Source organism: Pseudolactococcus reticulitermitis, assembly GCF_002260845.1.
GTDB lineage: Bacteria > Bacillota > Bacilli > Lactobacillales > Streptococcaceae > Pseudolactococcus > Pseudolactococcus reticulitermitis.
Window position 1 is genome coordinate 1 of record NZ_BEDT01000002.1, and the last position, 12991, is coordinate 12991.

Consider the following 12991-nt stretch of genomic DNA (forward strand, 5'->3'; position numbering starts at 1 on the left):
ATCGCAACCGTAGAAACAGGGCAGTTGGGCTGAACTCCTATCCCTTGGGAGTTTAGCTCAGCTGGGAGAGCATCTGCCTTACAAGCAGAGGGTCGGGGGTTCGAACCCCTCAACTCCCATTAGGTCTCGTAGTGTAGTGGTTATCACGTCGCCCTGTCACGGCGAAGATCGCGGGTTCAAGTCCCGTCGAGACCGTTAAAGCATGAAAGTGCTTTAAACCCCACATGAACATGTGGGTACCAAGTAATTGACTCGTTAGCTCAGTTGGTAGAGCAATTGACTTTTAATCAATGGGTCGCTGGTTCGAGCCCAGCACGGGTCATCAAGCGGATGTGGCGGAATTGGCAGACGCACTAGATTTAGGATCTAGCGCTTAACGGCGTGGGGGTTCAAGTCCCTTCATCCGCATTGTTTAACTAGGTTGGACACAAGTTTGACTTAGGTTAAATAGCCTAGCCGGCTTAGCTCAGTTGGTAGAGCATCTGATTTGTAATCAGAGGGTCGCGTGTTCAAATCATGTAGCCGGCATTAATAGAATATATAGATATGCGAAAGTAGTTCAGTGGTAGAACATCACCTTGCCAAGGTGGGGGTCGCGGGTTCGAACCCCGTCTTTCGCTTATGCTAGAGGTAAGCCGGGGTGGCGGAACTGGCAGACGCACAGGACTTAAAATCCTGCGAAGGGTGACCTTCGTACCGGTTCGATTCCGGTCCTCGGCATCGCTAGAGATAGCGGTGGATTTTATTTTAAAGAGCACCCTTGGCTCAACTGGATAGAGTACCTGACTACGAATCAGGCGGTTGCAGGTTCGAATCCTGCAGGGTGCATCAAAGTTTCGAAGTGTCAAAAGCTTGCTTTTGTAAGCGAAGAAATTTTGATGTGAAATAGTTTGTGATTGCGTCAGCAATCCGAACATAGTGAGCTTAACAGTGATAAGACAAACTATTGAACATATCACAGGATAGGTGAAAAGATATATTGGGAGGCAAGTTCTCAATACATCAGAAGTTCGGGAAGTAGCTCAGCTTGGTAGAGTACTTGGTTTGGGACCAAGGTGTCGCAGGTTCGAATCCTGTCTTCCCGATTGATGGTCAACCATCATACTTACACTTAGGCGGTGTAGCTCAGCTGGCTAGAGCGTCCGGTTCATACCCGGGAGGTCGGGGGTTCGATCCCCTTCGCCGCTATTTTATTTTTTCAGTTGGACCTTTAGCTCAGCTGGTTAGAGCTCTCGGCTCATAACCGAGCGGTCGTTGGTTCGAGCCCAACAAGGTCCACTTTTTTATGGAGGATTACCCAAGTCCGGCTGAAGGGAACGGTCTTGAAAACCGTCAGGCGTGTAAAAGCGTGCGTGGGTTCGAATCCCACATCCTCCTTTGTTTAGTTTATCTAAACACTTGGCTCGGTAGCTCAGTTGGTAGAGCAATGGATTGAAGCTCCATGTGTCGGCGGTTCGATTCCGTCTCGCGCCATAATATGTCTTAACTATAAGACTTTGCGGGTGTAGTTTAATGGTAGAACCTTAGCCTTCCAAGCTAACTACGCGAGTTCGATTCTCGTCACCCGCTTACCATTTTTTATTGAAAATGGTTCCTAATTTAAAATTAGGGCCCATAGCTCAGCTGGTTAGAGTGTTGAGCTTGCGAAATCGAAGCAAAATTATCTAGTAGATGATTTTGCTGAGGGTGCCTCTTGGCAGCAGTATCAAACCTCTAGCAACCTGAGTATATGAATCATTTTTATGTTTTGTGTAAACTTAGGGCGCATAGCTCAGCTGGTTAGAGCGCACGCCTGATAAGCGTGAGGTCGGTGGTTCGAGTCCACTTGTGCCCATTTTTGAAAGCTAATCAAGTGATAAATCTTTCAAAATGATTCGAAAAATGATATAATAAAGAAGTTGGGGAAGTACTCAAGAGGCTCAAGAGGACGGTTTGCTAAATCGTTAGACTGGGAAACCGGTGCGCAGGTTCGAATCCTGTCTTCTCCGTTACATACGTCTATTGTTGAATAGACGTTTTTTTGACTATGTGATGGCGATAGCCAATATTAATGACGTCTGGTAAGGATGAGATTGGAGGTAGCATGGCACTTCTTGATAAACTTAAGATAGAAGAAATCAGATCCAGTGTCAATATTGTGGACGTGATTTCACAGCATGTGCACTTGTCTAAAGCGGGTACGAACTACCTCGGTCTTTGCCCATTTCATGGGGAAAAGACGCCTAGTTTTAATGTTAATGCGCAAAAGCAGTTTTATCATTGTTTTGGCTGTGGTAAATCTGGTGATGTCTTTAAATTTCTAGAAGATTACAAGCAAATTCCATTTCGTGATGCGGTCAAGGAAGTTGCTGATATAGCAGGCATTCCGCTTGAAATTGACACGCGATCTGTGCAAGATAAGCCAAATCAAGCGATTTATGATTTACACAATCAAGCGGCTCGGATTTATCACACCGTCCTAACCGCGACCGAAGAGGGGGCTAAGGCTCGAGAATATCTTCAAAATCGTGGCATTTCTGATGAAATAATCGAGAAATTCAATATCGGCTTAAGCTTATCTGACAATGATTTTCTATATCAAAGTGTCAAACAAAAATTTGAAGAATCTGTTTTAATAAATTCTGGTTTGATTACCTTTGCTGAAAATCACATTTTTGACAGTTTCCGCGGACGGATTATGTTTCCGCTTAATAATGCGCATGGTCAGGTCATCGCTTTCTCTGGGCGAATCTGGCGCTCAGAAGACCTTGCCAACAAAACATTAGCGAAGTATAAAAACTCTACGACCACACCAATTTTTAACAAATCTGAGGCGCTGTACAACCTTGACCGGGCGAGCCAAAGCATCAAAAAAACGCATGAAGTTTATTTGATGGAAGGCTTCATGGATGTCATCGCGGCTTATGAAAATGGCATCAGCAACGCTGTGGCGAGTATGGGAACGGCGTTGACGGAGGGACATGTTCGTAAACTTCGAGCGATTGCTAAGAAATTTATTCTCGTTTATGACGGGGATAAGGCTGGACAAAATGCGATTTTCAAGGCTTTGAATTTGTTGCCTTCGGATGATGTTGAAGTCGTTCGGATACCAGATGGTCTAGATCCAGATGAGTACAATAAAGCTTATCCAGGTGCGCTTGGGACCTTGATGACGACTGGTCGGATGGCGCCTGTTGAGTTTTTGATGGATCATTTACGGCCAGCGAATTTAAGCAATTTGCAAGCCCAATTAGATTTTATTGCGCTAATTGCGCCTAAAATTGCAGCGATTGATTCTTTGACGGCGCAAGATGCGTATATCAAGCGATTAGTTGAGATTTTGCCGGATTTCGAGTATAATCAAGTAGAGTCTGCCGTTAATCAAAGACGGGAAAATGTGGTGGCCTCACAGCCAACTTATGACGATTCCTTTATGTTTGATGATGGCATGGCGCCTCCGCCACCTGAGGACGATGGCTATTCCTTTGCTGAGCAAGCAGTCTTGCCACCCGTGGCACCTGTTCCGGTCATGGGAGCTAAGAAACTGTCTCAGATTGAGTTGTCAGAGTTGCAGTTGCTACATCGGATGATTTATCATCCCAGTGTTTTGACACGTGTGGTGGCAGCGCCTAATTTTCAATTTGTGCATCGGCGGTATCAGCAGCTGTTTGAAATGATGGCACGTTTGGGAGAGGTAGATGAAACGAGTTTGATGACACAGCTGACGGGAGAAGACTCAGAAACATTTTATGAGGTTTTATCGACCGTCAATGTGCCAGATGAGGTATCGGACCAAGAAATTGACGATTTATTAAAAAATTTCGTCAAGGCAGCTAAGGGAACGCATTTGCAGACGCTACAAGAACAACTTGAACAAGCCAAGCAAACGGGCAATCAAGCCTTAGAATTACAATTAACCTTGCAAATCATTGCTCAGAAACAACAAGATGGGGTATAAAATTGGTAGAAACAAAAAAAGATAATAAAAAAATCGGTTCAGCATTTGATGTCGCAGTTGCGGAATTTGTTCGCGATCACAAGAAATTAGGTCAAGCTGTCGATGATGATATTACAGTTGAACTCATCACAGAATTTGAGTTGGATGCTGAAGGAATTGAAGCCTTACTGACAAAAATTCAGGATGCGGGTATCTCAATCGTTGACAAAAAAGGTGAACCATCTGTGATGGCACTTGAATCGACTAAAATCGATGAAAAAGAAGCGGAAGAAGAAGTCGAAGAAATCGTGACCAATGTCCGTATCGATGATCCGGTTCGGATGTACTTAAAAGAAATCGGTCGTTTCCCACTGTTGACTTTTGATGAAGAAACACGTTTGGCTGAGGCGATTGTAGCTGGAGGTGAAGAGGGTGAGATGGCGAAGCAAATGCTTGCTGAGGCCAATCTTCGTCTCGTGGTCTCTATTGCCAAACGCTACTCTGGTCGCGGCATGCAATTTCTTGATTTAATTCAAGAAGGCAATATGGGCTTGATGAAAGCCGTTGATAAGTTTGACCACACCAAAGGCTTCAAATTCTCGACTTACGCCACATGGTGGATTCGTCAAGCTATCACACGTGCCATTGCCGATCAGGCACGGACGATTCGGATTCCAGTCCACATGGTCGAAACGATTAATAAATTAATCCGGATTCAACGCCAACTCTTGCAAGATTTGGGTCGCGACCCCTCTCCTGAGGAAATCGGTGCTGAAATGGATATCAAGCCGGAACGCGTGCGAGAAATATTGAAGATTGCTCAGGAACCTGTATCGCTTGAAACACCAATCGGTGAAGAAGACGATTCGCATCTGGGCGACTTCATCGAGGATGATGCGATTGAAAGTCCAGTTGATTACACCAACCGTGTCATGTTGCGTGAGCAGCTTGACGAAGTCATGGATACCCTGACTGACCGTGAAGAAAATGTCCTTCGGATGCGTTTTGGCCTAGACGACGGTCGGATGCACACCCTTGAAGATGTTGGCAAACAGTTCAAAGTCACACGCGAACGGATTCGTCAGATTGAAGCCAAGGCTTTGAAAAAACTACGTCACCCAAGACGGAGTAAACAATTACGCGATTTTATGTAACATGATAAAGGACGTCAAACGGCGTTCTTTTTTTGCATCGAAATATGATTTAAAATGAGCATTTTTCTTGAAAATAGATTACAATAAGCATATAATAAGATTAAAGGTCAAAAATGGTCAAACACTATTTTTCCTTTATATGAATCCAAAATAATCAGGACTTTAACTTTTAAGAAAGTCTTGCAAATTGTAAAGGAGTTACTATCTATGCTCTGTCAAAATTGTCAATTAAATGAAGCAACGATTCACCTCTACACCAATGTAAATGGTGTCAAAAAACAAAATGATCTCTGCCAAAATTGTTACCAAATCATGAAAGCTGGTGGGCCGACCAATCTTTTCGGTGGTGAAGTTAGCCGAGGCGCAACCAACCAATCAGATGCCAACTACAATCCGTTCGATGATCTTTTTGGGACGTTAGGCGATAGCCTGAATCGTCCTAATGGTCGCCCAGATAACGCCACACCGCCAACACAGTCTGGTCGTGGTGGCAATGGCGGACAACCGCCTCGTGGTCGTGCAGGCAATGCTCAAGCTAAAGGCATGCTGGAAGACTTCGGTTTTAACGTGACTGAAAGCGCGCGTAAAGGCGAGATTGACCCAGTTATTGGACGAGATCAAGAAATTACCCGTGTGATTGAAATCCTCAATCGCCGGACTAAAAACAATCCTGTCTTAATCGGCGAACCCGGTGTTGGTAAAACCGCTGTTGTCGAAGGCTTAGCCCAAAAAATCGTCGATGGCGATGTCCCACAAAAATTGCAAAATAAAGAAGTGATTCGATTGGATGTGGTGAGCCTGGTTCAAGGCACTGGTATTCGTGGTCAATTTGAAGAACGGATGCAAAAACTGATGAAAGAAATCTCTGATCGCAATGATGTGATTCTTTTCATCGATGAAATCCATGAAATTGTGGGTGCTGGTTCTGCTGGCGATGGCAATATGGATGCAGGTAATATTTTAAAACCCGCATTGGCACGTGGGGACTTACAACTAGTCGGTGCAACAACGCTGAATGAATATCGGATTATTGAAAAAGATGCGGCGCTCGAACGTCGGATGCAACCTGTTAAAGTCGAAGAACCGTCTGTCGATGAAACGATTACCATTTTACGTGGCATTCAAAAACGCTATGAAGACTATCATCATGTGACCTATACGGATGAGGCGATTGAGCAGGCAGCGATTTTGTCTAATCGTTACATTCAAGATCGTTTCTTGCCTGACAAAGCCATTGACCTCTTAGATGAGTCTGGGTCTAAGAAAAATCTGACCTTGAAATTTGTTGATCCTCAGGAAATTGCCAAACGGATTCAATCTGCTGAAGACGCTAAAAATGACGCTTTGCGGTCGGAAGATTTCGAAAAAGCTGCCCATTTTCGTGATCAAATCGCCAAATTGCGCGAATTATCTAAGCAAGAATTAACTGATGAAGAAACGCCAGTGATTACTGAAAAAGATATTGAAGCGATTATCGAAGAGAAAACGCACATTCCTGTCGGTGATTTGAAAGAAAAAGAACAAACACAGCTAATCAATCTGGCAGATGACCTGAAAGCACACGTTATCGGTCAAGATGATGCCATTGACAAGATTTCTAAAGCGGTGCGTCGGAATCGTGTGGGACTTGGTAAAGCTAATCGCCCAATCGGTAGCTTTATGTTTGTCGGCCCAACTGGTGTCGGTAAAACGGAACTCGCTAAGCAACTCGCGCTGGAACTTTTTGGCAGTGAAGACAGTATGATTCGTTTTGACATGAGTGAATACATGGAAAAACACAGCGTAGCTAAATTGATTGGTGCGCCTCCTGGCTATGTGGGTTATGAAGAAGCGGGTCAATTGACTGAAAAAGTGCGTCGCAATCCTTACTCACTGATTTTGCTGGACGAAATCGAAAAAGCCCATCCAGATGTCATGCACATGTTCTTGCAAATCTTGGACGACGGTCGTCTGACAGATGCACAAGGTCGCACGATTAGCTTTAAGGACACGATTATTATCATGACCTCAAATGCTGGTACGGGCAAAGCCGAGGCCAATGTCGGTTTTGGCGCAGCACGTGAAGGGACGACAAACTCTGTTTTGGGTCAGCTCGGTGATTTCTTCAGCCCTGAGTTTATGAACCGTTTCGACGGTATCATTGAGTTCAAAGCGCTGAGCAAAGACAATCTCCTGAAAATCGTTGATTTGATGTTGGCGGATGTGAATGCTCAGATTGCGCGAAATGAGATTCATTTGGACGTGACCCAAGCGGTCAAAGAAAAATTAGTCGACATCGGCTATGATCCGAAAATGGGTGCGCGGCCACTGCGTCGGACGATTCAAGATCATATCGAAGATGCCATCGCTGATTTCTATATCGAACATCCCGAACATAAAATGCTCGCAGCAGATGTCATTGATGATCAAATCGTCATTGTCAATCAGTCTGATGATGTCGCAACAGATGAAGCAATTGCAGAAACAGCAGCAGATGCAGGCGATGTTGATGCTTAAATAGATGAAAAAAGAGCTGGATGAGCTCTTTTTTGGTGTTTAAAAAACCGTTCTAACAGTCAAAATCTGTCAGAACGGTTTTATCTTTATTCAATAATCAACATCCCATCTTTAATCGCGAAAGGATTAGCTTCGTCGATACGATCGTAGAACATGATGCCGTTGGTATGGTCGATTTCGTGTTGGACGACCATGGCATCATAGCCTTTGAGTTTGAGGCGTTGTTTGTCGCCGTTTCTGTCGAAGTAGTCGATGGTGACACGCGCGTGACGGACGACGTAGCCGGGGACATCGCGGTCAACAGAGAGACAGCCTTCGCCATCCGCAAGTGCGGCATCTTGGACGGAATGGGCGACGATTTTAGCGTTATACATGATTGTAGCTAAGCTATACGCTTCGTTGGCTTTTTCAGCCGCCTCTTCGCTTTCAAATTCTTTCGGCACGAGGCAAGCGATGATTTTTTTAGAGACATCGAGTTGTGGGGCAGCGAGACCGACACCACCACGTAGCCCCATTTTTTCAGACATGACGGGGTCTTGAGAGTTTCGTAAGAACTCCAACATCTTTTCGCCTAGGATAATATCTTCGTCAGAGAGTGGTAGGGCAACGTCGGCACCTACCGCGCGGAGCGTCGGATTTCCCTCACGAATGATATCGTCCATGTCGATTAAATGACTAGCTTTGATTAAATTTTCTTGTATTGACATGATAACCTCTTTTTAATGAATTCACATTCATTATACCACAAAATAGGGGTCAAAAATGGTAAAATTGAGCTATGATAGAAAAAGATACGTCAAGACAATTTGAGTTAATTTCAAAGTATGAGCCGTCTGGAGATCAACCGACAGCGATTGAGGCGCTGTGCGAGGGCATCGAAAATGGTGAGAAGGCGCAAATCTTGCTGGGAGCGACAGGGACAGGTAAGACTTATACCATGAGTCAGGTCATTGCGCGTGAGAATAAGCCGACGCTGGTCATCGCCCACAACAAAACGCTTGCCGGTCAGCTCTACGGCGAGTTCAAGGAGTTTTTTCCGAACAATGCGGTCGAGTATTTCGTATCTTACTACGATTATTATCAGCCAGAGGCTTATGTGCCCAGTTCTGATACCTATATCGAAAAAGACAGCTCGGTCAATGACGAAATCGACAAGCTCCGCCACAGTGCGACGAGCTCGCTTTTAGAGCGCAATGATGTCATCGTCGTCGCATCGGTCAGCTGTATTTACGGTTTGGGGAATCCCAAGGAATATGCTGATAATGTCGTCAGCTTGCGACCGGGGCTTGAAATTTCACGAGATCATTTGCTCAATAGCTTGGTAGATATCCAGTTTGAGCGCAATGACATTGACTTCCAGCGTGGTAAATTCCGAGTGCGTGGCGATGTCGTCGAAATTTTCCCTGCCTCTCGTGATGAGAATGCCTTTCGTGTGGAATTTTTCGGCGATGAAATCGAGCGGATTCGTGAGATTGAGGCTTTGACCGGTCATGTCTTGGGCGAAGTGGCGCATTTGGCGATTTTCCCCGCGACTCACTTCGTGACCAATGACAATCATATGGAAGAATCGATTGCTAAAATCGAAACGGAACTGGCAGGTCAACTCAAACACTTTAACGAAGAAGGTAAACTGTTAGAAGCCCAGCGTTTGGAGCAACGGACCAACTATGACATCGAAATGTTGCGTGAGATGGGCTATACCAACGGGGTCGAAAATTATTCACGGCACATGGACGGTCGGAGTGAGGGTGAGCCACCTTATACCTTGCTGGACTTTTTCCCAGATGATTTTTTGATCATGATTGATGAAAGTCACATGACCATGGGGCAAATCAAAGGCATGTATAATGGTGACCGGTCACGTAAAGAGATGCTGGTTAATTATGGTTTTCGTTTGCCGAGTGCCTTGGATAACCGACCGCTCAGACGAGAAGAATTTGAAAGCCATGTCCATCAGATTGTCTACGTTTCGGCGACGCCGGGTGATTATGAGTTGGAACAGACGGATACGATTGTCGAGCAGATCATTCGACCCACGGGTCTACTCGACCCAATCGTAGAGGTTCGCCCAATCATGGGTCAGATTGATGATCTCCTAGGCGAGATTAATTTGCGCGCTGAGCGCAACGAACGGACATTTGTCACAACCATGACCAAGAAAATGGCGGAAGATTTGAGTGATTACCTCAAGGAAATGGGCGTCAAGGTCAAATATATGCACTCGGACATTAAGACGCTGGAGCGGACGGAGATTCTGCGTGATTTGCGGCTAGGCGTGTTTGATGTGCTAGTCGGGATTAATCTGCTACGTGAGGGGATTGATGTGCCGGAGGTATCCTTGGTGGCAATTCTAGATGCTGATAAGGAAGGTTTTCTGCGCAATGAGCGTGGCTTAATTCAGACGATTGGGCGTGCGGCACGGAACTCGGAAGGGCGCGTGATTATGTATGCCGACAAGATGACGGAGTCCATGCGCAAGGCGATTGATGAGACCGCTCGTCGTCGTGAAACGCAGATGACTTATAATCTTGAACATGGTATCACACCCACGACGATTATCAAGGAAATTCGTGATAAGATTGGTTTGACCAAGGTTGCGGATGATGGGCAAGTGGTTGAAGTGGATTATGACACCATGAATCGCAAAGAACGCAAGGCAGCAGTTAAAACACTGACTGAGCAGATGAATGAAGCAGCGGGTAACTTAGATTATGAGCTTGCGGCGCAAATTCGGGATACGATTTTGGAGATTAAGGCGATGGATTAGTAGGATAGCCTGTCTCTATAGTTATTATAGCTTGTAAATGTTACCTAAAATAAGTATAAGTAAAAGATTTGATAAACAGGAGGCCAATTTTATGACCATAGCCTTACGCAAGGCGACGCCAAATAATGCTGAGTTAATACAAAAGCTGCAACAAGCGGCGAATCAAGTCTATCTTGATAAATACCAAGACTTTGATATCAACCCCGCCTGTGAAACGGTTGAGAAGATACGAAGTCGATTTACAGACTTTTGTGACCATTTTTTGATTGTGGCAGATGATGATACGATTGTCGGTACAATTCGTATCGTATGGCAGACGGGAACGGGGGAATATCGTCTGGGCGGGATTTCGATTTTGCCTGAATATCAGGGCAAAGGCATCGGGCAACAGGCGATTCGTTTAGCGGAATCTCTCTATCCTCAAGCCGAAACATGGGAACTTGACACTATCCTGCAAGAACCTCGCCTTTTGCACCTATATGAGAAGCTGGGCTACTGTCGAGAGGGTGAACCGAAAATTTTTAGCGAACTGATGGCGCTAGTGTTTATGAAAAAGAGTTTGAGCATCTAAAAACGGTAAGACTATCTTGCTCAGCGAATACAAGCTGGTGTGGTTGCATTGGTAGGAATAATCTTGTGCTTAAATAACTGAAAATTTGATGTGCTAAATCAATCCTATTGAACGTAATTCTTGACATTTATTTATAATAATGTATAATTATACTGATAAATAATATATATGCAGAAAAGAGAACACATGAACTTGAAAAAAATAGCTTTGGGACTTGTAGCGTTGACTTCTATCGTGACTTTGGTGGCTTGTGGTGCATCATCATCAAAAGATACTTTGACGCAAATCAAGGATAAAGGGACTTTGACTGTGGCTTTGAGCCCTGACTATGCGCCGTTTGAGTTTCAGATGATAAAAGACGGTAAAAATGAAATCGTCGGGTCAGACGTTGATTTGGCAAATGAAATTGGCAAGGCCTTAGGCGTGAAAGTGAATATTCAAGCCATGGACTTCAATAATGTCTTGGCTAGTGTGACGAGTGGTAAAGCAGACATTGCAATTTCAGGCATTTCTGCTGATCCTGATCGGGCTCAAGCTTATGACTTTTCAGAAAGTTATTACAAGGCGAATAATGTTATCGTTGTGAAGAAAGAACATCATGACAAATTCGCGACGATTGCTGATTTTAAAGGTAAAAAAGTCGCAGCCCAAAAAGGGTCAGTCCAAGAAAAAGTGGCAACTGAGCAAATCAAAGATGCGTCACTTGTTTCTTTAATCAAAACGGGTCAAGCCATTAATGAGTTGAAAAATGGGACTGTTGAAGGGGTTGTTTTAGAAGAACCGATTGCGAAGTCTTATGTTGAAGCGAATTCTGACCTTGCTTTATCTGGTGTAATACTCGATTCATCAGCTACGGATAGCTACTGTGTGGCAATGCCGAAGAAATCTGATAAACTGAAAAAAGAAATTGATGCCGTGATCCAAAAATTAAAAGCAACAGATGCGATTAACAAATCGGTTGCCAAAAATTTTAAACTGGCACAAGAAGCTAAATAATTGAATGGACATCTATTTTTGAGTAGATGTTTTTTATTTTAAATATTTATACCAGAACGCTTGACATATAGGTAATAAAATGTATAATTATACTATAAACTGATAAATATACAGAAAAGAGACGAGAGATGAAGATGAAAAAAGTTATGTTAGGATTTATTGTTGCGACTGCTATGTTGACTTTAGCAGCCTGTGGGTCAAGTAAAAAAGCTGAATCCAATCACTATGTTGATCAAATTAAGGATAAAGGGACATTGACGGTCGCTTTAAATCCTGAGTTTGCACCTTTTGAGTTTCAAGTGATTAAAGACGGTAAAAATACGATTGTTGGATCAGATATTGATTTGGCAAATGAAATCGGTAAGGTTTTGGGGGTAACAGTCAAATTTCAAGCCATGGACTTTAACAATGTCCTTGCCTCAGTCGAATCTGGCAAGGCAGATATTGCCATCTCAGGGATTTCAGCAACGCCAGAACGTCAAAAAGCTTATGACTTTTCAACGCCCTATTATACAGCGAAAAATGTGATGATCGTTCAAAAGTCGCAAGCAAACGCTTATCAAAGCCTGCAAGCATTTGACGGCAAGAAAGTTGCCGCGCAAAAAGGGACGGTTCAGGAAAATATCGTGACCGAACAGGTCAAGGGGAGCAAGCTTGTCAGCTTGACCAAGAACGGGCAGATGATTAATGAGCTTAAAAATGGCACGGTTTCAGGCGTTGTTTTTGAAGAGCCAATCGCCAAAGCCTATGTGGCAGCAAATCCGGATTTGACGATTGTGTCAAGCATTGACTTTGATTCCTCAAAATCAGATAGCTATGCGATTGCCTTACCTAAAAATTCGGGCAATCTGAAAAAAGAAATCGATAAAGTGATTACGCAACTTAAAGCTGAGGGTAAAATCGAAACTTTTGTCGAAACAAACTTTGAATTATCTCAAAAAGCAACCAAATAAAACACGAACAATCCCTAAAAATTTCTCTGAAATAAGGGATTTTTGTGTACAAATTTTCACAATATGATATAATAGTATCAATATTTAGTTAATTCTAAATATTACGGCGAGTTTAATGATGAACTCATCCCTAAAATA

Annotated in this window: 8 protein-coding genes and 16 tRNA genes; 23 read left to right on the top strand and 1 reads right to left on the bottom strand. The window is 43.8% G+C overall.

Going from position 1 to position 12991, the window contains the following annotated elements:
* Window positions 1-46 precede the first annotated feature (46 nt).
* From RsY01_RS03755 to RsY01_RS03845, 19 genes are all read left to right on the top strand, one after another.
* A tRNA-Val gene (locus RsY01_RS03755) sits at window positions 47-119 on the top strand.
* A gap of 3 nt (window positions 120-122) precedes the next feature.
* Window positions 123-195: transfer RNA gene (locus tag RsY01_RS03760), tRNA-Asp, on the top strand.
* 54 nt (window positions 196-249) lie between these two features.
* Window positions 250-322: transfer RNA gene (locus tag RsY01_RS03765), tRNA-Lys, on the top strand.
* 4 nt (window positions 323-326) lie between these two features.
* A tRNA-Leu gene (locus RsY01_RS03770) sits at window positions 327-408 on the top strand.
* A gap of 47 nt (window positions 409-455) precedes the next feature.
* Window positions 456-528: transfer RNA gene (locus RsY01_RS03775), tRNA-Thr, on the top strand.
* A 20-nt stretch (window positions 529-548) separates the two neighbouring features.
* Window positions 549-620, top strand: a tRNA-Gly gene (locus RsY01_RS03780).
* A gap of 14 nt (window positions 621-634) precedes the next feature.
* A tRNA-Leu gene (locus RsY01_RS03785) sits at window positions 635-720 on the top strand.
* Window positions 721-754: 34 nt separating this feature from the next.
* Window positions 755-828, top strand: a tRNA-Arg gene (locus RsY01_RS03790).
* 183 nt (window positions 829-1011) lie between these two features.
* Window positions 1012-1085 (top strand) — tRNA-Pro (locus RsY01_RS03795).
* A gap of 29 nt (window positions 1086-1114) precedes the next feature.
* Window positions 1115-1188, top strand: a tRNA-Met gene (locus RsY01_RS03800).
* Between the two features lie 16 nt (window positions 1189-1204).
* Window positions 1205-1278: transfer RNA gene (locus RsY01_RS03805), tRNA-Ile, on the top strand.
* Window positions 1279-1287: 9 nt separating this feature from the next.
* Window positions 1288-1377 (top strand) — tRNA-Ser (locus RsY01_RS03810).
* Window positions 1378-1400: 23 nt separating this feature from the next.
* Window positions 1401-1473, top strand: a tRNA-Phe gene (locus RsY01_RS03815).
* 25 nt (window positions 1474-1498) lie between these two features.
* A tRNA-Gly gene (locus RsY01_RS03820) sits at window positions 1499-1569 on the top strand.
* Window positions 1570-1760: 191 nt separating this feature from the next.
* Window positions 1761-1834 (top strand) — tRNA-Ile (locus RsY01_RS03825).
* A 66-nt stretch (window positions 1835-1900) separates the two neighbouring features.
* Window positions 1901-1988 (top strand) — tRNA-Ser (locus tag RsY01_RS03830).
* A 95-nt stretch (window positions 1989-2083) separates the two neighbouring features.
* Window positions 2084-3937, top strand: a complete 1854-nt coding sequence (dnaG, locus tag RsY01_RS03835; protein WP_094784245.1) for a DNA primase — start codon at window positions 2084-2086, stop codon at window positions 3935-3937.
* 32 nt (window positions 3938-3969) lie between these two features.
* Window positions 3970-5070 carry an RNA polymerase sigma factor RpoD gene (gene rpoD / locus RsY01_RS03840; protein WP_432205768.1) on the top strand — a complete coding sequence of 367 codons (1101 nt, stop codon included), beginning with the start codon at window positions 3970-3972 and terminating at the stop codon, window positions 5068-5070.
* A gap of 207 nt (window positions 5071-5277) precedes the next feature.
* A complete protein-coding gene (locus tag RsY01_RS03845; RefSeq protein ID WP_094784247.1) occupies window positions 5278-7566 on the top strand; it encodes an ATP-dependent Clp protease ATP-binding subunit in 2289 nt (762 codons plus the stop codon).
* An 86-nt stretch (window positions 7567-7652) separates the two neighbouring features.
* Here RsY01_RS03845 and def read toward each other — a convergent pair whose 3' ends face one another.
* A complete protein-coding gene (gene def / locus RsY01_RS03850) occupies window positions 7653-8273 on the bottom strand; it encodes a peptide deformylase (RefSeq protein ID WP_094784248.1) in 621 nt (206 codons plus the stop codon).
* Window positions 8274-8344: 71 nt separating this feature from the next.
* On the opposite strand from def, the gene uvrB reads away from it, so the two are divergent.
* The 4 genes from uvrB to RsY01_RS03870 all read left to right on the top strand — a co-directional run bounded on the left by uvrB (window position 8345) and on the right by RsY01_RS03870 (window position 12853).
* Entirely contained in the window at window positions 8345-10333 is a 1989-nt protein-coding gene (gene uvrB / locus RsY01_RS03855) for an excinuclease ABC subunit UvrB (protein WP_094784249.1), read from the top strand.
* 91 nt (window positions 10334-10424) lie between these two features.
* Window positions 10425-10904 carry a GNAT family N-acetyltransferase gene (locus RsY01_RS03860; protein ID WP_157905773.1) on the top strand — a complete coding sequence of 160 codons (480 nt, stop codon included), beginning with the start codon at window positions 10425-10427 and terminating at the stop codon, window positions 10902-10904.
* Between the two features lie 186 nt (window positions 10905-11090).
* The gene (locus RsY01_RS03865; RefSeq protein ID WP_094784251.1) at window positions 11091-11900 is read left to right on the top strand and encodes a transporter substrate-binding domain-containing protein; all 810 of its coding nucleotides are present in this window, start codon (window positions 11091-11093) and stop codon (window positions 11898-11900) included.
* A gap of 128 nt (window positions 11901-12028) precedes the next feature.
* A complete protein-coding gene (locus RsY01_RS03870) occupies window positions 12029-12853 on the top strand; it encodes a transporter substrate-binding domain-containing protein (RefSeq protein ID WP_094784252.1) in 825 nt (274 codons plus the stop codon).
* Window positions 12854-12991: the final 138 nt, after the last annotated feature.

Bases quoted from the DNA above. Each gene is read 5' to 3' on its own strand.
- dnaG (WP_094784245.1), top strand. From the start codon at position 2,084: ATGGCACTTCTTGATAAACTTAAGATAGAAGAAATCAGATCCAGTGTC.
- RsY01_RS03865 (WP_094784251.1), top strand. From the start codon at position 11,091: ATGAACTTGAAAAAAATAGCTTTGGGACTTGTAGCGTTGACTTCTATC.
- RsY01_RS03860 (WP_157905773.1), top strand. From the start codon at position 10,425: ATGACCATAGCCTTACGCAAGGCGACGCCAAATAATGCTGAGTTAATA.
- RsY01_RS03845 (WP_094784247.1), top strand. From the start codon at position 5,278: ATGCTCTGTCAAAATTGTCAATTAAATGAAGCAACGATTCACCTCTAC.
- def (WP_094784248.1), bottom strand. From the start codon at position 8,273: ATGTCAATACAAGAAAATTTAATCAAAGCTAGTCATTTAATCGACATG.
- uvrB (WP_094784249.1), top strand. From the start codon at position 8,345: ATGATAGAAAAAGATACGTCAAGACAATTTGAGTTAATTTCAAAGTAT.
- RsY01_RS03870 (WP_094784252.1), top strand. From the start codon at position 12,029: ATGAAGATGAAAAAAGTTATGTTAGGATTTATTGTTGCGACTGCTATG.